Origin of the sequence: Nostoc sp., assembly GCF_036917355.1 — a bacterium.
GTDB lineage: Bacteria > Cyanobacteriota > Cyanobacteriia > Cyanobacteriales > Nostocaceae > Nostoc.
The window spans coordinates 16,967-41,138 of sequence record NZ_JBALDP010000069.1 but is presented as its reverse complement, the minus strand read 5'-3'; the positions used below and the strand labels follow the sequence as shown (position 1 = coordinate 41,138).

Here is a 24,172-nt window from a genome sequence, read left to right as displayed (position 1 = left end):
TTTTCTAAACTTGATTTTTTCTTTCTGCCCTGTTACTTTATACTTCATTTTTTCGATAACGTGTATGTAATTACACGCAAATAAGGCAATTTTAAATTAGATAGTGGTGTCGTCCTTTACTCTACCAATTTTGGAATTAATCTCAGTGTTGAAGTCGTCTTTTCTGTAACATTCTTTGATTCCCATAACATCTGGTGGTATTCAATGTTGCGCCAAGGTTCAACCATATCGTTGTAATGGCTATGGAAAGCATGTCCTGATTGTCCAGGGGTGTGAATTGCTACTGAGTTATCCAAATTTCCTAAATCTACAATCATCCGCACTGAAGGAATATCAGTCACTTCAAAGGATTTATTTGCTCTCCAGCGGTTAGCATTCACTGTTTCGCCGTTGCCAGATGTAGCAAATGCACCACGATTAAATAAAGCTTCAATTGGCGCAACCCCAGATTTCCCCAAGGTGGCATTCCGAAAAGTAATGGTATGCAGCTTCCCCCAATTCCAGTTTTTCGGGTCTTGGCTTTGAATTCGTTCTAGTTCATCCACGGCTTCTATAAAGGACTGCCGGAGGATTTGGTCGCGGTTCTCAACTTTTGGGGTGTTGCGGTTGTCCCACCAAGAACTGTTGGGCTGTTTGACCAGATTTGCTACCACAGCATACCAGCGATCGCCTCCATCAGGAAAGTACTTTTCAGGCAACTGATCGTGAAATGTATCTGCTAGCAAGTGCTTCCAGAATACTTCAAACAGAGCAGCGGCAGGCGATGTCATTGCTAACTGCAAATTCCAACCTTGCAGCAGTTTTTGGGCTGCTTGTAAACGGGGAGTATTAACAGCGATCGATTTTATTAGTGGCACTAATGTCTGTGCATTTAAATTGCTATTATCACCCTGTATTTGCTGCACATCCTTTAGAGAAATTGGTTGCGTTTGTTGTGAAATCATTTCAACAATCCGCTTGGCTCGGTAGCCATAAACCCAGTCTGCGGTAATCAGGTAAGGATATTCACGCATAACTAAATTATTGGCAGTAGCAATATAACCTTGAGGTGGATTAAAACTTTTGGGCAATTTCTCAAAGTCAATATAGCCTTGCCATTCATATTCATCCGTCCAACCAGGAACGGGATAACGCCCATTTCCCTGAGCGCGGATAGGGAATTTACCAGGCATTTGGTAGCCAATATTGCCATCAATGTCAGCGTAGACCAAGTTTTGAGCCGGGACATCATAATTGCTGGCAGCAGTGCGGAATTCTTGCCAATTTTGGGCGCGATTGATTTGGGGAACAGTATACGCTAGTTTGGAAGGTTCTAGGGCTGTCCAGCGCAGGACTACGGCGTAATTTTGCGGTAATTCTAACGGCTGATTTGACTTGAATCGCTTTAGATTTGGCGAAACATCAGAGAGAATCGGTCCATGTCGGGTATAGCGTACCGTTTGGACAATCGGCTGACTTTCGGCAACTTGAATCGTCTCTTGCACGAGTTGCATATCAACCCACTTGCCATTGACCTCATACTGATTGGGGTTATTTGGGTTGATTTTCTCGATGTATAAATCCATCACATCAGATTGTACATTGGTAACACCCCAGGCAATGCGATCGCTATGACCAATAATTATCCCAATCATTCCCGCAAAGGAAAAGCCAGAAACGTTGTATGGACATTCTGCACTCTCCATCGGCATAAGCTTGCAGGTATGCCTTCATCTCTGCATTAATTTCCTGAATTTCTTGCTGCGCCATCCTTGCCCAACCCATTGTCCGCAGATATTTATCAGTATCAACCTGAGAAGAACCAAACATTTCTGAGAGTCGTCCAGAACCAATGTGTCGCCAAAAGTCCATTTGCCAAAAGCGGTCTTGGGCGTGGATATAGCCTTGTGCCATAAATAAATCGTGGGAGTTGGCAGCATAAATATGGGGAATTCCCCATTTATCGCGCTGGACGCTTACTTCGGCTTTCAGTTCAGGTAATTGAATTGTGCCACTTTCTTGAGCAAAGGATTGACGCACAGTGTAGGTAGAAAATCCCACTAACAATAGCCCTAGCACTAACAGGAAAATCAGAGTAATTTTGAGTCTTTTACGTAACCAACCTTTCCTGGAGTTTTTCATCAGAGCTTCTCGTGGCATTGTTTAGTGAAATTAGGCAATCCTACAAGGTATTAAATCAGAATCTTTAGAAAAGTGCGATCTGTCCATTTAAAATACACCTGAGTACACAGCTAAAATTCAGGGTAAGCTGTTACGTATAGAACTTGCATTATCAGGGCGGGCAAGATGCCCACCCCACAATCATATTGGAAAAATATTAGTGCAAATTAAAAGCGCAATAGCTTACTAGCTGCCAGTAGAACAATAGTATCGCTCTCCTATTTTCCAAAGCTTAAGTGCAACTATTAGAAAGATAATGCCTGCGATTGGCGAGACATAACAAAACCACAAAGGCACTAAAAAAGCATCTTCTTTTTCAAGTACTGCAAGCAAAGGAAAATAACTGACGCAAGCAAGCGGTATCAAGAAAGTAAAGAATCGCTGAAACCACTTGCTATAAATTGCAAGAGGGTACTGAGCCGTTTCCACTCCTCCATAAGTGAGGATATTCATAATTTCGAGAGATTCAATAGTCCAGAAGGTGATGGTTGCTTGCATAATGACAATGCCAACAAAGAGCGCAACTCCACCAAAAAGGGAAGTGCCTAAAAGCCATAAAGTTTTAAAAGTTAAAGGTATGTGGAGAGATGAAAGTGACCAACACATAACAACAATTCCTTGAAATAATCTTCCGATTCGTTTCAAAGTAAACTCTTTACCTAAAAGCTGAAGTGCTGTGGTGCGTGGACGAACAAGTAAACGGTCGAAGTCTCCACTTTTAATTATTGTTGTAAATGAGTCAAACCCTTTTCCAAGGGCATCAGCACAAGCAAAAGAAATATTAATTATTCCATAAAATAAAGCAACTTCATTTAAAGTCCATGTACCAATACTATTAAAACGACTAAAAAGTGCCCAGACTCCAAAAAATTCAACAGCAGTTACTAAAAACTGCCCTATGACTTGCAGCCAGAAAGAAACTTTGTACTGCATTTGCGACTTGAAAGATACAGAAATATATCGAAAGTAAAGTAAAAAATCATTCATAGTCGCTTTGTCATTTTTATATAAAATAAATTACTTAAACTATCTTACTTTTTAAAAAATTACGAATTACGAATTACGAATTACGAACTTGTACTGAGCGTAGCCGAAGTATTACGAATTATTTACTTATCCTCCTTGAATTACAAGCTTTTTGATGCCATATCTCACAAGAACACGCCCAAGGATAATAATGACAACTATCCAAAAAGCTTGATGCAGCAATATATTAAACAGGGCATTTGGTTGAAGATTTCCAGTAAAAAGACGAAAAGGTTTGTCGATTAATCCTGAAAAAGGAAGTGCATTCACAAAAGGCTTGCTCCACTCTGGAAAAAGTGGCAACGGAACAATCATGCCAGAGAAAATACTAACAAGAGTAGGTAGAATACTATTAATTCCCTCGCCCGAAATTGTCCACATCATTGATACAGTCAGAAGCATAGTTAATGCGGACGAAAGTAAAATTGCGCCAATAAAAGAGATAAAAAAGGCAACAAAAGAAGCAAAGGAGGGTGGAAAAGAAAGCGACCATTCATCAAGCCCAAAAATGCGAAAAAGGAAAATTGTGACACCAAGAAGCGGAATGCTACGAAGTATCAGGGGCGTTGTACGAAGTGCCAATGCGCGAGTAAACCAAAAATTATAAAGGTCTGTGGGTCGAAGAAGATCGTATCCGACAGCACCAGTTCGGATGAGTTCTTGAATATCTCTATCACCTCCCCAAGGGACAATCGCCATCAGAAACGCCTGTCCCAGCCAGACATATCCTACAGCTTGTTGAAAAGTGATAGGTTGAGCAGAGGTTGTATGAGTAAAGAATGCCTGTAAAACCATTATTTTCACTAACCCCCAGAAAAGCTGAGTTCCAACACCAGCCAAAGCAGCAGCACGGTATTGCAATAGCAGTGTAAATCTAGCAACAAACAGTGACCAATATGCTTTCATGGGACAATACCTGCTGAAATTGCATAAAGTTCGGCAATTATCTCTTCAATAGGTGGATTTTCTACAAAAAGATCCTCTACTTCATGTTGTGAGGTAACTTGGCTAATCAAAGAGGCAGCAGAAAGCTTTGTGGGATCGAAGGCGAGAGTTACGGTGCGACCCTCTTTAGAGATAATACTGACTCCTTCTTCTTCAAAGAAGAAATCATCGTTTGCTAGGTCGATTCTTAAGTACCGACGCGAGGAAACTTGAGAACGCAGTGCTGCTAAAGTTCCATCACAAAGGATTTCACCTCCACCAATAATAATTATGCGATCGCACAATGCCTCGATATCATCCATATCATGGGTGGTCAGGATCGTGGTTACGTGATGAGTTTTATTCAGCGCTTTGATAAATTTTCTGACTGCAAGCTTGGAAACTGCATCAAGCCCAATAGTGGGTTCATCAAGAAAAAGAATTTCCGGTCTGTGAAGCATGGCGGCTGCAAAGTCACATCGCATCCTTTGACCAAGGCTTAACTGCCTCACCGGAGTCGAGAGTAAGCTTCCAAGACCAAGCAAATCAATCATTTCTTCGCGTGTCTGGCGATACTCTGATTGGGGAACGCGATAAATATCCCGCAGCAAATCGAAAGATTCAATCACTGGCAAATCCCACCAGAGTTGTGTTCTTTGACCAAATACTACGCCGATACGATTAACGTGCTTGATTCGATCTTTCCAAGGAGTTCGTCCGCCAATTAGGCATTTTCCACTGGAAGGTACGAGAATACCGCTTAAAATTTTAATCGTGGTCGATTTACCGGCTCCATTTGGACCAATGTATCCTACAAGTTCTCCCCGTTCCAGGGAAAACGAAACTCCTTTGAGGGCATAAACTTCTTTAGTTTTTCGCTGCACAAGTCCTCGTATTGAACCGAAAAGCCCAGAGGAACGTTCAGACACAAAGAAAGTCTTCCTGAGATTTTCGACAAGAATGTGAGACATATTTTATTAGTCTGTATATTGCGAAGAAAGGCAGGGGGCAGGAGGTAAAAAATGAAATGAGCTTGGCTGGATTAAGAATTGTCTTGGTAAAGGTAGCTGGAGTGAGTAATGTCGGAGCGATCGCCAGAGTAATGATATATCTCGGATATATCATTTAATAATAGTAAATTGCCAATGCAATCCCCATGCCAAGAATCATTCTAGAAGTATCAGAGGAATTATCTCAACAATTAGCACAAGTAGGCGATCGCTTACCTGAACTACTTGCATTGAGCCTCCAACAACCAGCTGTACCAGCACAAGTTTACCGATATATCTTAGATTTTTTGGCTAGCAACCCCACTCCCGAACAAATTGCTGAATTTAAACCTACTCCCGAAATGCAAGAAAGATTGCGTACCTTGCTAACACGCAGTAACGCAGGTAAACTCACACCCACGGAGTTGAAAGAACTAGATGAATATGAACGTATTGAACACTTAGTTGTGATGATTAAAGCAGGTAACTTATCTTATTTGACCAGCTGACCGTGGGTGCAACCTATATTCCGATTGTTCTTCGCCGACTGGTAGAAGAACGCGCAAACTACAGATGTGAATATTGCCAATTACCCGCAGGAGTTGCTTTTTTTGCCCATGAGATTGATCGTGTTATTGCTCAAAAGCACGGTGGCGCAACAAATGCTGATAATTTAGCCCTCACCTGCTGGCGATGTAATCGTCATAAAGGCACTGACTTAGGATCTTTCGATCCAGAAACAGGGGCTTTTAGTTTTCTCTTTAACCCACGCACCCAGAAATGGGCTAAACACTTCACCTTTTCAGAACTGAATCTTTTCAGAACTGAATCTAGTGGGATTAACGCCTATGGGACGTACAACGATTAGATTGCTACAAATAAATAGTGACGAACGACTAGCTGAACGGCAAAGATTGCGCTGAACTCTTCAGACCTGACGCAGGCATTCACTTACACAGCTAAAATGATTTCAAGGAAACTCTTCAGCAGAACCACGATGCTGAAAATTAGTCTGTAAGTACTGGTGCGATCGCAGGAGGCAAAAAATGGGCTTGGCTGGATTAAGAATTGTGTTGGTAGAACCAGCTGGGCCGATCAATATCGGCGCGATCGCCAGGGTAATGAAAAATTTCGGTCTATATAATTTAGTATTAGTAAACCCCCAATGCGATCCGCTATCGACGGAAGCTTTGATGATGGCTGTTCACGCTCAGGAAATTATAGAATCTGCGGAAATAGTGGCAACCTTACCAGAAGCATTGCATGGATGTGTACGGGCGATCGCTACTACTGGTCGCGTTCGTAGTTTAGAAACACCCTTAGAAAATCCCCGCACTGCACTACCCTGGTTACTGGAGGAACCAGAAAAACCCACAGCACTGATTTTTGGCAGAGAAGACCGGGGATTAAGCAATGAGGAATTAAATTATGCACAGCGGTTTGTTGGCATTCCCACAAGTCAAGATTATGTCGCCCTCAATTTAGCTACTGCTGTAGCAATTTGTTGTTATGAATTGTCACAATCTGCCCAAAAACTTGACATTCAAACCTTACCTCAAACTGAACTCGCACCCTTAGATGTTGTGGAAGGATACTACCAGCAATTAGAATCACTATTACTGAAAATTGGTTATGTATATCCTCATACGGCAGCTAGTCGTATGGGAAAATTTCGCCAATTGTATAATCGCGCTCACTTGAAAACTGGGGAGGTGGCCATGCTGCGAGGAATTTTGCAGCAGGTAGAATGGGCCCTGAAAAACCAGAGGGATAGTGAAAACTTGTAATTATTCGTTTAATATATACGCAATCATCCCCCCAAAATAATTAATATGGCTTAAACTAAACACAAAAATGCTACTTAGTGGCAAAGTGGAATTTGAGTATTAATATTGCTTAAAGATTAAGTTTGGGGTCAAGAGTCGGCAAGAAAACAGTCAAGTGGGTCACAAGGAGTAACGGTGTCAGAATCAAGTGGCGAACTAACAGCTTTCTCGCGGCGTCAACCCTTAAATCGCCGCCAGCAGCCACAAAAAGTTCAAAAAGTGGTAAAGAAGAGAGTTAAAGCTAACAATCAGCAGCAAACTAAAAATGGGCAAGAAGGGGTACTAACACGCCCAAAAAATCAAATTAGTCCTCCCCCGATCTCTGGCGCTACACGTAGGGTAAAATCGGGGTTAGTTATGCCAACGGCAGTAAAACCAATACCTAGTGTAAAAGGAAAAATTCCTCCCTTCCGACCGGGTGCTGTGATGGTTAAAACAGTGCGGATGGAAAAGCCAAAAACAGGCAGACGCTCATCGCGAAAAACCCAGTTAAAGCCAATGGCCAAAACCGTATTGTATGTTTTGCGGTTATTGATTGTGGGTATTGGGATGGGTGCAATTGTGGGCACTGTATTGTCAGTATTAGACCCAGCCAATCGTATCAGCACGAACTCGGCGTCGCAATCTAATAATAATGTTAGTAATGTGGCGCGATCGCAGCCACAACCTACCCAAACTCCCCCAGCCGCAGCTTCGAGTCTATACCTATCTCAAGAAATTACCTCGTTGAAAAATGCCGTGCAAAATTTGGCGGCTACCAATCCAAATCTCACACCGGGAATTTTCTTAGTAGATTTGGATACTGGTAATTATGTAGATATCAATGCCTCTACCAGTTTTCCGGCGGCTAGCACGATTAAAGTGCCGATTTTGATTGCCTTTTTTCAGGATGTAGATGCGGGGAAGATTCGCCTAGATGATATGCTGACCATGCAACAGGATATGGTAGCCGGCGGTTCGGGAGAGTTGCAATACAAACCACCAGGAACTCAGTACGCCGCTTTGGAAGTAGTCACTAAAATGATTACAATCAGCGATAACACGGCGACAAATATGCTGATTGCCCGACTGGGAGGAATGGACGCTTTAAACCAGCGTTTCCGTAGTTGGGGATTGACAACCACAACAATTCGTAATCAACTCCCAGATTTGCAAGGGACAAACACTACTAGCCCCAAAGAACTAGGGAATTTGATGGCAATTGTAAGTCAAGGAAATTTAGTCAGTATGCCATCACGCGATCTCATGCTTGATATCTTGCGTCGCACCCAAAAAGACACTCTGCTGCCATCAGGTTTGGGGACAGGTGCAAGAGCGTACCACAAAACGGGTGATATCGGCACAATGTTGGCAGATACAGGTTTAATTGTTGTTCCAACTGGCAAGCGCTACATAGCCTCTGTAATGGTACAACGTCCAGCAAACGATCCCCGCGCCGAAAAATTGATTAGCTCAATTTCTCGTGCTGCCTACCAAGAGTTTAGCCAAAATCCTGTCACACCCAACACCACTACAAACACTCTACCCGCAAATGGTTATCAGCCCCAGGTTGCGAATCCTGCTTTACCTAACGGTACAACAGGCACTGCGCCCATGAGCATTTATCAGCCTCCTGTTGTTACTCCTGTACCTAACGGCATCGGAAGTACAGTACCCACAAACGGTTATCAGCCCCCGGTTGCGAATCCTCAGTATTATCCTCAAAGATAATTTTTAATTCATAATACTTTTTAAACAAGTGAAACTATTAAGATTTGATGATCTGATTAGGGTTTGAATTACCATTCAAATCTTAAGAGTTCCAATTCTTAATCCCTAGTTTTCAACACCAAATGCAATTTATTTTTAATATTTATAGTCAATTGAATTGTTCTAACAATGTCTCAACACTAGCATTGCGATCCAAAAAAGAAAATAAATGCCAGTAGCGCAGTTTTCCTTCTTTGTCTAATACAAACTGTGCTGGTAAAGGCGCTCCTAGTGCTTGTCCTGCTTGATATGTACGAAATACTCGACAACTAGGATCGCTCAATAGTGGCATTTTTAAGCCTAAATCTTTAACAACTATTTGACTCTGCCTTTCATCGGTACTAGTAATCATTAAAACTTCTATACCGCGATTTTTAAATTGTTCGTAATTTTCATTCAAAGTTTTGATGTGAGGAAAACAAAAAGGGCAATATTGCTTTTCGGTAAAAATGCGAGTAAAGGCAAGTAACACTGGTTGTTTGCCTTTATAATCAGACAATTTTACTAAAGTTCCGTTGGTAATATCTGGCAGTTGAAAATCAGGTGTTCCCACTCCCAATCTGAGTTGATTGCTAGCTGGAACTGGTAAAAAATTGCGGAAGAATCGCTCATTTAATAAGCCACTAAAGTCAGTTGAAGTCAACATATTTTTAACCTTGGTTATTTAAATACTATTTTATAAAAAACCACAGATATTTACGGAGGTTGACATTGTTTAATGTGTATCTCTGTTTATCTGTGGTTCTCATTGATTTTGCTTTCAACTCCAAAAGGCTGGATTAGAGTTTTTTAGCTAGCGAAATTTAGACAGCAGAGAAGTAGACTTTAGACTTCACTGGATCAGGATTCATGGTCTTGTCACCAGGTTGCCAACCAGCTGGGCAAACTTCGTCAGGGTGAGACTGAACATACTGAATTGCTTGTAATGTCCGCAGGGTTTCATCAACGCTACGACCAAAAGCTAGATTGTTAATGGTGGCGTGCTGTATGATACCATCTTTATCGATGATGAACAGACCACGCAAGGCAATGCCTGCTGCTGGGTCAAGAACGTTGTAAGCGGCGCTAATCTCTTTCTTAATGTCGGAGACTAGAGGATAATTCAGGTCGCCGACGCCACCAGACTTACGATCTGTTTGAATCCAAGCGAGGTGAGAGAACTCACTGTCAACGGAAGCCCCAAGGACTTCAGTATTGATTTTCTTGAATTCTTCGTAGCGATCGCTAAATGCTGTAATTTCAGTAGGACAAACAAAGGTAAAGTCTAGTGGGTAGAAAAACAGGATGACATACTTACCGCGATAATCGGAAAGTTTGATTGTCTTAAATTCCTGATCTACCACAGCCGTTGCTGTGAAATCGGGAGCTTGTTGACCAACGCGGAGGCTTCCTTCGGTTCCGTAAGTAAGGGACATTAACCTAATTCTCCTTTATCGGTTTAGTAGCGTTGGAATTTGGGTCAAGTAAAATTCACCCATCCACGCTCTCACAGTTTAATTACGATCTGTTACGAATATATCATACTCATAACGATTTTGAGTAGCAAATGCCTGATTTAGATACAAGAGAATGGTTGCTTACCAATGGCTTAGGAAGTTTTGCCAGTGGTACAGTTTCTGATGTCCGTACACGCACTTATCATGGTTGGCTGTTTGCCGCGACAAACCCACCTTCTGGAAGGACTTTGCTGTTTTCGCACCTAGAAGCTAGCTTAGAAATATTAGGGAGCGTTGTGGCACTGGGGACAAATGTTTGGGGTAACGGTCAGATTGAGCGAACTGGCTACGAACAGCTACGCCGTTTTGATATTAACCCAGTTCCTAAATGGACTTGGGGTCAAGCGAACTGGCAATTAACCAGACAATTGGTGATGCCCTATGGTTTGGTGGGGATTGGGGACGAAGGGCGGGAGAGCAGAGGAGCGTGGGAGCAGGGGAGCAGGGGAGAAGTTGCAGAAAGTTTTTCCCCTCTGCCCCTCTGCCCCTCCGTCCCTCTGCCTCTTATACCCAATGCCCAATTTTGCCATCGAATTTTAATCCAGTATCGCTATGAGGGAACTGAAACAGCGATTTTACGGTTACGACTGTTGATAGCAGAACGTGACTTTCATCACCAGCAGACTGCTAGTCAAGAATTACAGTTTTCACAATTGCTAGGGGAACAGCAAGTCTGTTTACAAGCAATCAAATCTGGGCGCTTTGGAATACCTTGGCACTTGCGCTGGACACAAGGAAATTATCAACCAGATGCAGTTTGGTATTGGGATTATAGATTGTCTGAGGAGACAAAACGGGGATTAGGTGACAAGGAAGACCTCCACAGTCCTGGTTACTTGATAGTCACACTTCAACCAGGAGATACGGTGACTTTAGAAGCACGAGTCGGTTTTCCTGACTCAGTGCCAGGTGTTCTCACCATCAAAACCTTCGCAGAAGCTGTGGAGGCAGAGCAAGAAAGGCTCTCACAGATTTTTGGATGGAGAGAGGGAGGTAGAGGGGCAGAGGAGCAGGGGGGCAGGGGAGCAGAGGGGCAGGGGAGAAGTTGCAGTAAGTTTTTCCCCTCTGCCCCTCTTTCCCTTGGCACCTCTGCCTCTTATGCCCAATTCCCAATTTGGCAACAACTACTCAAAGCAAGCGATCGGTTTATTGTCTATCGAGCCTCAATTGCAGGCCCTACGGTCATTGCTGGTTATCACTGGTTTAATGATTGGGGACGCGATACATTAATCGCTTTACCGGGGTTGGCACTAGTTCCACAGCGCTTTGACCTAGCAAAAGGAGTATTGCGAACTTTTGGGCATTATTGTCGCCACGGTTTAATTGCGAATGCATTTCCCGATCTCAATGGCGAACCAATTTATAACAGCATTGATGCGGCATTGTGGTGGATTGAAACTTTAGGACTTTATTTAGAAGCTACCCAAGACTGGGATTTTTTGGCAGAGCAATTCCCTGTAGTACAGCAAATCTATAAAGCATTTGTCGGTGGTACACATTTCAATATCCAGGTTGATGCTACCGATGGGCTAGTTAGTTGGGATGCTCGTGGTGTAGCTCTCACCTGGATGGATGTGGTAATTGGGGCATACCCCGTCACACCCCGTTACGGCAAGCCGGTGGAAATCAATGCACTGTGGTATTCTGCTTTATGTTGGCTGAGTCAGTGGGCAGAGCGCTTAAGCCAAATGGAGTATGGCTCACCAGTGCGTCTCAATAAGCAAGCACAGCGTTATGCTAACCAAGCACAACACGTGAAAACCTCACTGCAAAAATTCTGGAATCCTCAGCTAGGTTATCTATACGATACTATTGAGCCGGACGATCGCCGGAATTTTCAAATTCGTCCGAATGCCGTTTTGGCGCTGTCGCTACACCATTGTGGGTTTTCCGAACAACAAGGGTGTCAGATATTAGATTTGGCAACTACCAGCTTGCTCACACCTTATGGTCTTCGCAGTCTCGATCCAGGAGATCCAGAATACAAAGGGAAATATGAGGGCAATCAACAGCAACGCGATCGCGCTTATCATCAAGGCACTGTTTGGACTTGGCTAATTGGGCCGTATATTCGGGCTTGGCAACGTTTTTATCCACAACAATCACTGCCTTTTGATTGGAAACCCTTGCTAGATCACTTTTTCTTTGATGCTTGTCTTGGTTCTATTTCTGAGATTTTTGATGGCGATTCACCTCACACACCTAGAGGAGCGATCGCTCAAGCTTGGTCAGTTGCCGAAGTAATCCGCTACATTAAATAGTTGTAGGGATAGAGATGGTCTTGAATAATTATTCTTGATTAATATACATTCACAAATTAATGTTGCTAGTTTGAACCTACAAAACCATTGCTATACAAGCTTTTTATTAATTTATCTGATTATCCAAAAGTTACTAAACATTTTCGATGATTTCATCAATTGAGGCCGCAAAACCAAAGATATTTATTTTCTCCTGTGAGAAGATATCCTATAAGAAAACTTCGTGAATGAGATGTAGTATTATTGATAGTAGCAATGTAGTTAAGGCTTAAACTAGATACTCTATAGGATGTATGATTGATAGCACAATTACTATTGATAACAGCGGATTTTGCATTTGCTGATGATAAAACACATCATATCTTAATCCTAAATAAGCCTAAAGAAGTATAGATATAAATTGAGAAATCAATTAATAAAATAAAGTACAAAAAATAAAGTTCACCTAGAAAGAATTGTAAATAAAGTGACTCAACCTAATAACAAGACTAACCTTCAAGAGGAAACAGATTTAGGGACTTCCATTGCTCTGGCTACTACTACAGATAGATGGCAAGTATTGTCGTACAGTGCTCCAATCCTACCTATACATGCCGCTCTACTTCGTACTGGTAAGATATTCTTTTTCTGTGGCTCAGGTAACGATCCCAATCGGTTAAATACTCCCTATGACAGTGTGGTCTGGGATGTCAACAAGGGAACCTTTTCCCGGCAAGCGCCTCCATTGGATAGTAACAATCAACCTATGGATCTTTTTTGCGCTGGTCACTCTTTCCGCCCTGATGGTCTGTTACTGGTTGCAGGTGGAACTTTGCGCTATGACCCATTTTATGGTTCACCCTATGCTCTAATGTTCGATCCCATTGCTGAGAAATGGGTCAAGATACTATCAATGAATAATGGTCGCTGGTATCCTACTGTGTTAACGCTAGGCAGCGGTCGAGTCTTAGCAGTGTCTGGGCCGGATAAAGATGGCAAGCTCAATAGACAACCAGAAATTTATTCTGCTTTCTTTCCAAATGGTTGGAAAGCTTTTCCAACAACTAGTGCTTTACCGGCATACGCGCATTTGTTTCTACTAAGTAGTGGGAAAATTTTTTATTCAGGTGCGCAGATGGGTGGCACTGGAGTGACACCAAGGATATTAACCCTGCCACAAACATTTACACAATCCATTACAGAAACAGTGGTGACAGGGCTGCAAGACATAGCTTTTGGCGATCAAGCTGCCAGTCTCCTTTTACCACCTGCACAAGATCAAAAGGTGATGATTCTCGGTGGGGGTAGTGGTAAGACCGCAACAAAGAGGGTAAATATTGTCGATTTAAAAGCTAGTAATCCAACTTATGTAGCAGCAAAGCCTTTAAACTATGCTCGGATGCATCACAGCGCAGTTATATTGCCCGATCGCACAGTGTTTGTTTGCAATGGTAGCAAAATGAATGAAGATACAACGCAATCAATGCTGCCAGCAGAAATCTACAATCCAGCTACCAATACCTGGACAGTAGTAGCTAAACAAACTGTCCCCCGCGTATATCACTCGGTGGCCTTGCTGCTACCAGATGGTAGGGTCGTCGCAGCTGGGGGGAACCCTCAACGGAGGGTCAATGAACTGCGATTAGAAATCTACAGTCCTGCGTATATGTCGCGATCGCGTCCAGTTATTCAGAGCGCTCCTCAAACTGTTACCTACGGGCAGCAATTTACGATTCAGACACCCCAAGCTGCGAAAATTAAGTGGGTTAGTTTTATTAGACCAATGGCAACTACCCATTCCTGCGATACAGAACAAAGGTTAGTGGATGCACCCATTATTTCTAGAAACGCTACTTCTCTTAAGGTCAGGGTCATAAACAATCGAAACATCGCACCCCCAGGCTGGTACATGCTTTTTATTAGTGACAACAATGGAACACCCTCAGTAGCAACCTGGACGCAAATATATTAGAGGATGTTTGAAAAGCGTTTGCTTGAGCCTCAAATCTACTCAGGAGCGCGATATTAAATTCCAAAACTCCGATTCTCTCGTAGCAGTTTCTTGATAGCCAGGGTAGTGAAACACACGCTTGAAGACTTTTCAAACAACCTCTTAGCCTTATCTGTTTATGTTCACACTGCTGCCTAATAAAAGTCATCAATTCTAGGAAGGAAGATATGAATTACAAGGTATCACGTCGACGGTTTGGACAGTTGGCACTTGCTGGAACTGTAGTATCTGGACTTGGTTATCTAACCAAGAAAGCCTTGGCAGAAACACCAAGTTTAAATATTGTAGGTATAGGTTCTAGCCCGCTCATTACTACTGACCAAACGGTTATTACAGAGGTAAACACCACTGAATTAGTAGAGAACACTGCCCTAAACAGTGTAAGCACAGATATTAAGCCTGTAGGACTAGTTTTGCAATCCTTAATGACAGGAAAGGCTCAGATACTTACGGATAAAAGTACACCTCTATTAGAGCCTAATGAGATATTGAGTGGTTTTACCTCTTTAAGCGATGGCACCCTTGTTGTAGCCATTACTCCTGTTGCGATTAGTCGGAGACAGCCGACACCTACTCGCATTACATTTTTGGGTACGCCTGTAAAAACTTTGATAGTATCAGGACTTAAACCAAATCAACAGCTTGGGAGTTTGCTAGGTACTAATGATGGGCGACTCATTGGTCTAGTAGGAAAGAAGAATGGTACACCACCGATCAGGTTGGTAGATATTAACCTTCAAACAGGAGAGATAAGCTTTATTAGTAAGATTAAATTCCTGGATGATGAGCGGGTCAGCAATCTAGCTGAGTGCCCAGATGGAATACTTTATACCTCTCTAGTTGGTGCGTATGGTGATACAACTCTGGTGCAGATAGATCCAAATCAAAAAAAGCCCATCAGACTAGGACAATTGAAAGTTAATGGTCAAGCATGGAATAATGGCTTACAAAGCTTAGTTTGCTCTACAACAGGTCAACTCCTCGCCTTTGGAGCGATGAGATATGAGACACCTAATGCTGTGTTTATTGTTGATAAGAACAGTGGAAATATGACTCGGCTACAAGACTTTGATACTGCTCAGATTACGCGTACTCGTGCTTAGAAGGAATTGATGTCTGGTTTTGGGGGAAAGGGGAAAGAAAAACCTTATATATCGAGCCTTCTACTCTTTTTCCCCTTAACCGAGCAGTATTGGGTACAGCCTATTATTAAGAATATTTTTGACTTATTTTCTAATTAGTTACCCCTGAAAATTCTGATTAATACAGAACAGCAGTAACTCAAACAAATTTATAAGAATTTTGAGAGATAGCTTATATCAGGAAAGGTTGCCGATGTTCAAAACTTACTCATTAGATTCTTCTTTGGAGTACAGCGATCGCCTTTTCGATAGCTAAGAATCTAATGAGAGTGTGTTAGCATAACTAACCGAAGGTATTGCTAATTGTTAATTACGACGGAAATTTCTCTTGCGTTGTTTGTGTCGAGCGACTTCTTTGCGCTTGTGTTTTTCCAAAGGCGTTTCAAAGTGGCGATTCTTTCTCATGTCTGGAAAAATACCTGCTTTGGAAACTTCCCTCTTAAATCGACGTAAGGCTGACTCAATTCCTTCATTTTCGCCCACAAATACTTGGGTCATCTATCATCTCCTACTTAATTGGTACTGGGCAATTAAGCCATCCAGTAGACCGGAGCGCAAAAAGGGCAGATAATGATTCTGCCCTTTAGACGTTAAAACTTAATTTTTGATCTTAAAGCTTAGTAGCGGGATCTATTGTATCCACCACCACCACCACTGCCGCGGCGATCGCCACCACCACCAAAAGAACCACCTCTATCTTCCTTTGGTTTAGCCTTATTCACTTTCAGGTCGCGTCCCATCCATTCAGCTCCATCAAGAGCATCAATGGCAGCTGTTTCTTCAGCTTCTGTGCCCATCTCTACAAAGGCAAAGCCGCGTGGACGACCTGTTTCACGGTCAGTAGGTAACTGAACCCGCTTTACAGTACCGTGTTCGGCAAACACAGAATTGAGGTCATCTTGTGTGACCTCGTAGGATAGATTACCTACATAAATTGACATGCATTATCTCCAAAATCATAGGTGTGTAGAGATTTAGATTTCGGAGGCAAGCTTGTTAAGACCAAAAGGGAAAAGCCTGTCAATACTAAAAACAAAGAATGTAACCGAATTTTATTCTCACTTGATTATCTTAGCACATCATTGAGTTCTTACCCACTGTAACTCAAGATTGGGGGTTGGAGATTGGGCACAAGAGGCAGAATTGTAAAGGGGCACAGAGGAAAAACTTACTGCAATTTCTCTCCTGTTTTTTCACTCACTCATACCTATTTGAAAAATGATTGCGACAGATGGATTCACACCAAGCCAGACGCAGCAAGGCAATTCCCAATCCAAAATCTAAAATCGTTCGACTGAGCGTAGCCGAAGTCTAAAATCTAAAATGGTATCATCATTCCCCAGTACCCAGTCTCCTCATAATATTGATTAGCAGAAATTCCCCAAATAATTGCAAAATAAATGCAGTTCGTCATTGTTACTAATTGGAAATGCCGACTACACTTGCTGACACACAAAATTTACTTTCTGATCTGATCGCTCGCTACTCAGGGCGTGTAGATTATCTGATGATTCGCCTTGAAGAAGCAGAAGGGACTGATATCTTGTTGCGTGGCGACAAGGTAGAAACCCTCAGTGAAGGCATCTCCATTGGTGGGCATATTCGCGCTTGTTATAAAGGCGGATGGGGGTTGAGCTGCTTTAATCAGCTGGCAACAATCGAGGATCGCATAGAAGAAGCGATCGCGGCTGCGCGGATGGTTGGTGATGAAGAAACTTTACTTGCACCCATTGACCCGGTGCAAGCAGTATGCATTTTACCCCTAAAAGGTACTGACCCCCGAAACATCCCACTCTCGCAGAAAAAACAATTGTGCGATCGCTATGCTCAATTGCTTAAAAGCGTCGATCGCCGAATTACCACTACCTCGGTGCGTTACGGTGACAGCGCCCAAAAAGTAATCATTGCTACTTCCGAAGGTACTTCGATCGAGCAATCTTGGGTGGATATGGAAATGCGCTTTGCCGCCACCGCCAGAAATGGCGAAACCGTACAAACTGGACGGGAAACAACTGGCTCTCGCAAAGCTTACGAAGATTTAACTAGTTTGGATGAACAGGTACAAGGTGCTGCTCAAAGAGCGATCGCCGCTTTATCTCTACCACCAGTCAAAGGCAATACTTACACTGTAGTAATTGACCCAATTCTCACGGGTTTATTCGTCCATGAAGCCTTTGGACATCTTTCTGAGGCTGATATGGCTTACGAAAACCCCGATCTGCTGGAAGTTATGACCATCGGACGGCGGTTTGGCCCAGAAGAACTGCAAATTTTTGATGGTGCGGCTCCAGAAGGACATCGCGGTAGCTATTTTTACGACGATGAAGGCACACCTGCCACTACTACTCAGCTAATTAAAGATGGAGTTTTAGTGGGACGTTTACATTCTCGTGAAACTGCTGGCAAATTGGAGGAAGCGCCTACGGGTAACGCCCGTTGTCTCAACTATCACTTTACTCCCATTGTGCGGATGACAAATACCTGGATTGAACGGGGTAAAACACCAGTTGCAGACTTATTCACCGATATCAAAGAAGGAGTTTATGCCCGTAATTGGTTGGGTGGGATGACGAATGGGGAAATGTTCACCTTTAGTGCTGGGGAAGCGTGGATGATTAGGAACGGCAAAATTGCTGAACCTGTCCGGGATGTGACGCTTTCGGGAAATGTATTCCAAACTTTAGCGGATATTGAGGCACTTGGTGATGATTTTTACTGGGATGAATCTGGCGGTTGTGGTAAGGGAGGGCAAAATGGCTTATCAGTGGGTTGTGGTGGTCCTAGCCTCCGAATTCGAGATGTAGTGGTTGGCGGGGAAACATGAACTATCCGCTGCGATACTGAAAATACTAGGTATCGCAGTGGCTTACGGCTAACCAATAATAACTTTAAACAAGTAATTCGCTTAATGTGAATTAGACAGGTTGATACTGGAAAGTGAGAACATTAATGCAAAGTATGTCGGCGAAGAAACAAACTTAGTGTGTGAGATGCAATTTTGGAAAAATTGAGGAAGTAAAATAAGCAATTCATAGTCTAAGAATAAATGAACAATATTACAGTAAATTCATGGCAACATTTTTGACTTAATTAGCAGAATTTTAACTGACAAGTTTGAGAAATGCGATCGCACATCGAAGACACCCTACTCTTACCCATCGTAAATCCTGAATCAAACAAAGGCGGGTGCGGGGATTGAACCCGCTAATCCCCACAATGGTGGAGACGTAACCGATAATCCTCAATTCTCCGTCCCCGAAAGGCAAGTTGCGAACAAGGATAACCCGCCATGAAGCATGAAGGATAAAGTGTTTCATCCTTTACCCTTCAGCAATATCTACAATTCACCAGTAGCTAGCATCTGGATGATTCGAGGTGTACCTGGGTCGAACCCTGCCAAATCCCAAGACAGCGAATCTTCAGGATCTACCAAAGTAATTTGGTAAGGTGTCAAGGTGACATACACCGCCTTGACGTTAGGATTTACCTTTTTGCGGTACTCCTTCAGCGCTTGACTTGGATGCTTATACCCCGCCCAGCTTTCCGAGTCAGTCCAAAAGCAGACTACATCTGCTTTAAACTTATTCTTAATCATCCAGTCATAAGCTACAGACGCATCTGTTCCACCGAAGTTTTGATTGCTAGCTTTGCGAACCGCAGAACTAAAACTATCTTTGGCAGTGATACTTAATTCCCGGAATTCGGTAGCAAAACCACGAATCATGTAGTTTTTCTCTGCTTTTGCTGTCACCAGTGCCATTGTGGTGGCAATTTCACAGCAAGTCAGTCCCATATCTGCAACTATGCTACCCATAGAACCAGAAACGTCTACGGCGTGCATGAACACTTTACCTGTGGGCTGCACAACATCAAAAGACAGTTCAACCGCCTTTTCTAATATGTCTACAATCCGAGGAACTGGGTTCCAAGTTTTCTTACTGCGTCCTAATGTCCCACCAGATTGATATGTTTTGAGTGCTTTCAAAACATCAATTGGATGGATGCGACCTTTACGCAGATGTTCCTTGTTGTTGAGAACTGCTTCCACTCGCAGCAAGTTGGCACTTTCATCGGTTCTCAACACACCCAGTTCAGTTAAAGAACCCAAGTTACGCAACATTGCACCTATTGGCATTTCCTGAAATAGCAGCTGCCAAGCAAGCTTGTCCATTTTGCCCACAGGTGAAGCCATTTCGTGGGTTAAGCGTCCTTGAGAAATAGCTTCATGGGTTTGAGTTGGATTCCGCTTCAGCCACTCATACCACCAAATCTGCGCCAACGCTTCTGAGGGGATATCTGCTGGCAATTCTTCCCAGCCTCTAACTACCCACTCAAATAGTTGACGGTGATTTTCAGTAGGCGGTTTGACATGAAACAGTCGCAACGCATCTCGGTGGGAGAAGCCTTGACGCTGTTGATATTTCAACAGTTGATAAGCTAAACCCTTGACATCTTCCCTTGAGAGCCAAGTTTTACCAGCTTCCCGCACTACTTTGCCAAATCCCCGCAGAGATTTGGTGTAGTTCAACCATTCGTAGAAGTGGCTGCCAGTGCGGACAACTTGCGGGAATATTTCACCAAACGCCTGTTTTGCTTCCGGTGCTTCACCCATCGATAGCAGCACTAAAGCCAAGATAGGCGCACTGTTATTGATGGCGCGTCCATCGCTAGCATACAAAATTTCTTCCGCTACACGACCGGGATTTTCAGCAACAGCTTGTTTGACAACTGTCACAAAATCCTCAGTTAATTCCTGTTTACCAGCGTAGTAAGTGCTTTTTACTGTGCCAACTAAAAGACAGCGGCGCAGCATTTTCCAGATACCAGCATCAAACATCCAACCACCGGAACGTCCCTGAACCATTTCTGCTTCTCGTCCGGGGATAGGTTGATTTTGGGGTGTAGTTGTCTTCTTTTTAGTGAAAAAATTGTAATTCATCGCTTCATCTCCCGGCCCTTGCAGGCAAAAATGAAAGATGGCAGAGCGGGAATCGAACCCGCGACATCCGGCTTAAGAGGCGATAACCCTAATTCGTCGGCCTTCTCAGGCAAGGTGTGAATAAGGATGTTTTTCGGCACTCTACCAACTGAGCTATCTGCCACATAAAAATTTTGGATTTTGGACTTCGGCTCCTTTCGACTTCTCTACGAGACGCTACGCGAACGCTCAAGGCAAGTCGCTCAATCGAACGATTTTGGATTCTAAATTTAATCCAAAATTATTTGGTGTAGCGGAGCGGGATTTGAACCCGCGACCTCTCGAACCCTAATCGATAACCCTAATTCGTCGGCCTTTGCAGGCAAGGGGTGAACAAGGATGTTTAGCACTCTACCAAACTGAGCTATCCGCCACATGAAAATTAAAAATTAAAAATTAAAAACTAAAAATTCAGGACTAGATTTGGTGTAGTGGAGCGGGAATTGTAGCTTGCTTCCCGTAGGGTACCCGCGACCTCCCGCTTGGCAGGCGATAACCCTCAATTCGTCGGCCTTTTCAGGCAAGGTGTGAATAAGGATATTTAGGCGCTCTATCCACTGAGCTACCCACCACATATAAATTCAAAGCATTAAATTTGCTGTAGCGAAGTAGGATTTTTACCTACACCTCCAGAAGTTTGATCGAGGGTGTTTTTGTTATATGCGATAACCCTCGATACGTCGGCCCTTTCGGGCAAGGTGGGCGCTCTGCCATTTGAGCCATTCGCTACTGGTGAAAGCAAACTCTCTCATGAAAGTTGACTTGTATTATTAATGTAGTATATGTATTATATATTGTCAAGGGTCTGGCAAGCAAATTTAGAATTATTGCTTTGGAAAGAAAAGTCTGAGGCGTACAAGTAGACCGTCGCTTAGAATTTCGAGGGATATTATCTGAGATGTATTACGATCGCCATACATCAAAACCCTCTTATTTTTTCTGGTAACAACTTTTGCGCGTAGTTTACCGCCGTAGGCATCGCAGACCAAATCTTATGCGAACCGAAGGATGATAAACCTATAACACTTACTGAGTAAAGATTTTGCCGACAAATTTGCCGCGACTTTGCCAAAAGATACAAAAAAGTGACACAATTTTTGCCAAGATAGATAATATTATTTACTAAAATTCACTTGGCAAAAATCGGCATGAGTGAGAAACCCATAGAAGGTAACGGTAAGGCTTTTCTCGTTCTACTTTTGCCCATCTCGTTTTTGATTATTTTCCTAGTTGCCACTTGGAGAATTTTACTGGCGGTAATTGTGCTGGTAATTGCCTTCAAGCTTTGGCAGGAATATCAATGGCAACAGTGGACTGTGCGAGTTAACCCAATTTTTCATCAATTGGTTCGTGAAAATCAGGGCAGACTTACGCCAATGGACTTGGCAATCAGGGGCAATTTTCCTGGAACAACGGCAAAACGCTACTTGGACGGTAAAGCCTCGGAATTTGGCGCTAGTATAGTCAACTCTGAAGATGCAGGGCAATCTTATTACTTTATAACTGCCAGCATTCTCGGCAATATTCTTGACAGTAGTGAGCCTGTTAAAGAACTTCCGGCTCAACCAGTTACTAAAACAGCGCGATCGCTATTAGCACCACCGCCAACCCCACAGGAGGAAGAACTAGAAACCGAATCACTGCCACAGCAAACACATGAGGAAGCGAAATTATCGCTGGAAAAACAGTTAATTTTTGGCTCTCTGATTCAATCTGAACTTGCGAAACGGCTTAATGTCTATTCCAGCACAGTTTATAAACGGCGAAACGATCCAGAGTTTCCTGAGTGGAGTCGCAGCAAAGACCCTGATAATATTGCCTGGTCATACTCGGAAAAAACTAAGGAGTTTTTCCCAGTGGAGGAAGAAGAACAAGGCAAAAGTTAAAAGGTAAAAGGAAAAAGAAAGAACTTTAAAGCTTTACTTTTTACTTTTTACTTGTAAACCCACAGCTTCGTTGATGGAATTTAATCCGCTTTGTTCTAGCTTGGAAAGTAAACCAGCTAGAATTCGGCGTACCATCATTGGCCCTTCGTAAATCCAGCCTGTATAAACCTGAATCAAGCTTGCACCAGCAGTAATTTTTTCCCAAGCATCTTCTGGGGAAAAAATACCACCAACCCCAATAATTGGCATTTCTCCTTGAGTTTGCTGCCAAATAAAACGAATTACCTCAGTGGAGCGATCGCGCAATGGTTTACCACTAATTCCACCAGCTTCTTCCTGGGGTGATTTGCCAGTTTGGTCAATCACCTGGGTTTTCAGTCCATCACGGCTGATGGTAGTGTTAGTGGCGATAATTCCTGCGAGTTGGTAGGTTTTAGCTAAAGAAATAATGTCAGCGATCGCTTCCCATTCTAAATCTGGCGCTATCTTGACAAAAATTGGTTTATGTGTAGTATTTTCGTCTTGTAATAAATTCAAGATGGCACTGAGCATAGAAGCATCTTGGAGCGATCGTAACCCTGGTGTATTGGGAGAAGAGACATTAACAACAAAATAGTCTCCCAAATCCTTGAGTAAACGAAAACTATCGAGATAATCCTGTGCGGCTGCTTCTAGGGGAGTTATCTTAGATTTACCCAAATTTATCCCTATGGGTATCGATCGGGTTAACTCATGCTTTTCTTGTTCCAAACGTGCTGCCATTACTGCTGCACCACTGTTATTAAAGCCCATCCGATTGAGAGCAGCTTTATCCGACGGGAGACGAAACAAACGAGGACGCGGATTTCCGGGCTGTGCGTGAAAAGTTACAGTTCCTAGTTCTGCAAAGCCAAAACCCAGGTTAGACCAAATGCCCGCAGCGACTCCATCCTTGTCGAAGCCAGCCGCTAACCCTACCGGATTTGGAAAGTTTAGCCCAAACAAATTTTGTTCTAAACGTGAATCGTACAGGCATAAAGACTGCTTTAAGCGTTGGTTTATCCAACTAGCAGGGGTTTGGGATAGCCAATTAAAACTGCGAATCGTCTGCTGATGTAACCACTCCGGGTCTGTTTTTACCACATTGAACAAAAGCGGACTAATTGCAAATTTATAAATATCCATTAGCTTTTATAAAGAATAACTCAGAAATCAGAAGTCAGAATTCACTCTGAAATTATGTACGAGTAGGCTCAAAACCTTACCCAGAAGCAAAATCAGGATGATTACAGTTCAAGTAGAACAGGAAGTAACTCAGCAGGATCGGATGACTGTCATCCAAATGATTCGCGAGTTCAATCAACATTTTTTTGCGTTGTCGCAGTGGCAACCTATAGCAGTTTTTGCACGAGATGAATCAGGCTTAATTGTTGGTGGAATTCTGGGTGAAATCGGTTGTGATTGGCTTTATATCAGAGTTCTAGTTGTTCAAGAAGACTTACGCGGCAAAGGAATTGGAAGCAACATCCTGAAAATTGCTGAAAAAGAAGGTCAAAAGCAAAACTGTGTAGGGGTTCATCTTGAGACATTAGACTTTCAAGCTAAGGAATTTTATGAATCTCAAGGCTACACTGTATTTGCTTTTCAAGAAAATTACCCACTGGGCCATAAAAGATACTTCATGCAAAAGTTGTTTAATCTGAGTTAAACATTCAGGAAGTAGCGATTTTAAGTTGTATAGTTCAAATCGCTAGAAAGACGCAAAG

20 protein-coding genes, 3 tRNA genes and 1 pseudogene are annotated in these 24,172 nt (G+C 42.9%); 10 read left to right on the top strand and 14 right to left on the bottom strand.

Annotated features, from left to right (window positions below; translation table 11 throughout):
• Positions 1–116 precede the first annotated feature (116 nt).
• The 4 genes and pseudogenes from V7K53_RS22185 to V7K53_RS22170 all read right to left on the bottom strand — a co-directional run bounded on the left by V7K53_RS22185 (position 117) and on the right by V7K53_RS22170 (position 5,081).
• Positions 117–2,121: pseudogene (locus tag V7K53_RS22185) on the bottom strand (penicillin acylase family protein).
• A 225-nt stretch (positions 2,122–2,346) separates the two neighbouring features.
• Positions 2,347–3,147, bottom strand: coding sequence for an ABC transporter permease (locus V7K53_RS22180; protein ID WP_335199710.1), 801 nt, complete (start codon positions 3,145–3,147; stop codon positions 2,347–2,349).
• Positions 3,148–3,273: 126 nt separating this feature from the next.
• Positions 3,274–4,092 carry an ABC transporter permease gene (locus V7K53_RS22175; protein ID WP_335199709.1) on the bottom strand — a complete coding sequence of 273 codons (819 nt, stop codon included), beginning with the start codon at positions 4,090–4,092 and terminating at the stop codon, positions 3,274–3,276.
• Positions 4,089–5,081 carry an ABC transporter ATP-binding protein gene (locus V7K53_RS22170; RefSeq protein WP_335199707.1) on the bottom strand — a complete coding sequence of 331 codons (993 nt, stop codon included), beginning with the start codon at positions 5,079–5,081 and terminating at the stop codon, positions 4,089–4,091. The genes V7K53_RS22175 and V7K53_RS22170 overlap by 4 nt, the downstream gene beginning before the upstream one ends.
• A 185-nt stretch (positions 5,082–5,266) precedes the next feature.
• On the opposite strand from V7K53_RS22170, the gene V7K53_RS22165 reads away from it, so the two are divergent.
• The 4 genes from V7K53_RS22165 (at position 5,267) to V7K53_RS22150 (ending at position 8,635) form a co-directional block, all read left to right on the top strand.
• The gene (locus V7K53_RS22165) at positions 5,267–5,608 is read left to right on the top strand and encodes a hypothetical protein (RefSeq protein ID WP_335199705.1); all 342 of its coding nucleotides are present in this window, start codon (positions 5,267–5,269) and stop codon (positions 5,606–5,608) included.
• A gap of 2 nt (positions 5,609–5,610) precedes the next feature.
• Positions 5,611–5,967 carry an HNH endonuclease gene (locus V7K53_RS22160; RefSeq protein ID WP_335199703.1) on the top strand — a complete coding sequence of 119 codons (357 nt, stop codon included), beginning with the start codon at positions 5,611–5,613 and terminating at the stop codon, positions 5,965–5,967.
• 178 nt (positions 5,968–6,145) lie between these two features.
• Positions 6,146–6,886 carry an RNA methyltransferase gene (locus tag V7K53_RS22155; protein WP_335199701.1) on the top strand — a complete coding sequence of 247 codons (741 nt, stop codon included), beginning with the start codon at positions 6,146–6,148 and terminating at the stop codon, positions 6,884–6,886.
• A 174-nt stretch (positions 6,887–7,060) separates the two neighbouring features.
• Positions 7,061–8,635: a serine hydrolase gene (locus V7K53_RS22150; protein WP_335199699.1), complete on the top strand. Its 1,575-nt coding sequence runs from the start codon at positions 7,061–7,063 to the stop codon at positions 8,633–8,635.
• Positions 8,636–8,783: 148 nt separating this feature from the next.
• Here V7K53_RS22150 and V7K53_RS22145 read toward each other — a convergent pair whose 3' ends face one another.
• Positions 8,784–9,320: a peroxiredoxin family protein gene (locus V7K53_RS22145; RefSeq protein WP_335199697.1), complete on the bottom strand. Its 537-nt coding sequence runs from the start codon at positions 9,318–9,320 to the stop codon at positions 8,784–8,786.
• A 157-nt stretch (positions 9,321–9,477) separates the two neighbouring features.
• Positions 9,478–10,089: a peroxiredoxin gene (locus tag V7K53_RS22140; protein WP_322651784.1), complete on the bottom strand. Its 612-nt coding sequence runs from the start codon at positions 10,087–10,089 to the stop codon at positions 9,478–9,480.
• A gap of 131 nt (positions 10,090–10,220) precedes the next feature.
• On the opposite strand from V7K53_RS22140, the gene V7K53_RS22135 reads away from it, so the two are divergent.
• From V7K53_RS22135 to V7K53_RS22125, 3 genes are all read left to right on the top strand, one after another.
• A complete protein-coding gene (locus tag V7K53_RS22135; protein WP_335199695.1) occupies positions 10,221–12,431 on the top strand; it encodes an amylo-alpha-1,6-glucosidase in 2,211 nt (736 codons plus the stop codon).
• A 466-nt stretch (positions 12,432–12,897) separates the two neighbouring features.
• Entirely contained in the window at positions 12,898–14,382 is a 1,485-nt protein-coding gene (locus V7K53_RS22130; RefSeq protein WP_335199693.1) for a galactose oxidase-like domain-containing protein, read from the top strand.
• 206 nt (positions 14,383–14,588) lie between these two features.
• Positions 14,589–15,524 carry a hypothetical protein gene (locus V7K53_RS22125; protein ID WP_335199691.1) on the top strand — a complete coding sequence of 312 codons (936 nt, stop codon included), beginning with the start codon at positions 14,589–14,591 and terminating at the stop codon, positions 15,522–15,524.
• 345 nt (positions 15,525–15,869) lie between these two features.
• Here the strand turns inward: V7K53_RS22125 and rpsU are convergent, their stop codons facing one another.
• Both rpsU and V7K53_RS22115 read right to left on the bottom strand, forming a co-directional pair.
• Positions 15,870–16,061, bottom strand: coding sequence for a 30S ribosomal protein S21 (gene rpsU / locus V7K53_RS22120; RefSeq protein WP_069073774.1), 192 nt, complete (start codon positions 16,059–16,061; stop codon positions 15,870–15,872).
• Between the two features lie 119 nt (positions 16,062–16,180).
• Complete coding sequence (locus V7K53_RS22115; protein ID WP_335199689.1) at positions 16,181–16,504, bottom strand: RNA recognition motif domain-containing protein; 324 nt, start codon at positions 16,502–16,504, stop codon at positions 16,181–16,183.
• Between the two features lie 488 nt (positions 16,505–16,992).
• On the opposite strand from V7K53_RS22115, the gene V7K53_RS22110 reads away from it, so the two are divergent.
• On the top strand, positions 16,993–18,387 hold the full coding sequence (locus V7K53_RS22110) for a TldD/PmbA family protein (protein WP_335199687.1): 1,395 nt from the start codon (positions 16,993–16,995) through the stop codon (positions 18,385–18,387).
• A gap of 277 nt (positions 18,388–18,664) precedes the next feature.
• Here the strand turns inward: V7K53_RS22110 and V7K53_RS22105 are convergent, their stop codons facing one another.
• The 5 genes from V7K53_RS22105 to V7K53_RS22085 form a co-directional block, all read right to left on the bottom strand.
• Entirely contained in the window at positions 18,665–18,880 is a 216-nt protein-coding gene (locus V7K53_RS22105; RefSeq protein WP_335199685.1) for a hypothetical protein, read from the bottom strand.
• 20 nt (positions 18,881–18,900) lie between these two features.
• On the bottom strand, positions 18,901–20,502 hold the full coding sequence (locus tag V7K53_RS22100) for a TROVE domain-containing protein (RefSeq protein WP_335199684.1): 1,602 nt from the start codon (positions 20,500–20,502) through the stop codon (positions 18,901–18,903).
• Between the two features lie 37 nt (positions 20,503–20,539).
• Positions 20,540–20,665 (bottom strand) — tRNA-OTHER (locus tag V7K53_RS22095).
• Positions 20,666–20,787: 122 nt separating this feature from the next.
• Positions 20,788–20,916 (bottom strand) — tRNA-OTHER (locus V7K53_RS22090).
• A gap of 49 nt (positions 20,917–20,965) precedes the next feature.
• Positions 20,966–21,114: transfer RNA gene (locus tag V7K53_RS22085), tRNA-OTHER, on the bottom strand.
• Between the two features lie 575 nt (positions 21,115–21,689).
• On the opposite strand from V7K53_RS22085, the gene V7K53_RS22080 reads away from it, so the two are divergent.
• Positions 21,690–22,427 (top strand): hypothetical protein, encoded by a 738-nt coding sequence (locus V7K53_RS22080; RefSeq protein WP_335199682.1) that lies wholly within the window; start codon positions 21,690–21,692, stop codon positions 22,425–22,427.
• Between the two features lie 33 nt (positions 22,428–22,460).
• Here the strand turns inward: V7K53_RS22080 and V7K53_RS22075 are convergent, their stop codons facing one another.
• On the bottom strand, positions 22,461–23,591 hold the full coding sequence (locus V7K53_RS22075; protein WP_335199681.1) for a quinone-dependent dihydroorotate dehydrogenase: 1,131 nt from the start codon (positions 23,589–23,591) through the stop codon (positions 22,461–22,463).
• Between the two features lie 97 nt (positions 23,592–23,688).
• On the opposite strand from V7K53_RS22075, the gene V7K53_RS22070 reads away from it, so the two are divergent.
• A complete protein-coding gene (locus V7K53_RS22070; protein WP_335199680.1) occupies positions 23,689–24,114 on the top strand; it encodes a GNAT family N-acetyltransferase in 426 nt (141 codons plus the stop codon).
• Positions 24,115–24,172: the final 58 nt, after the last annotated feature.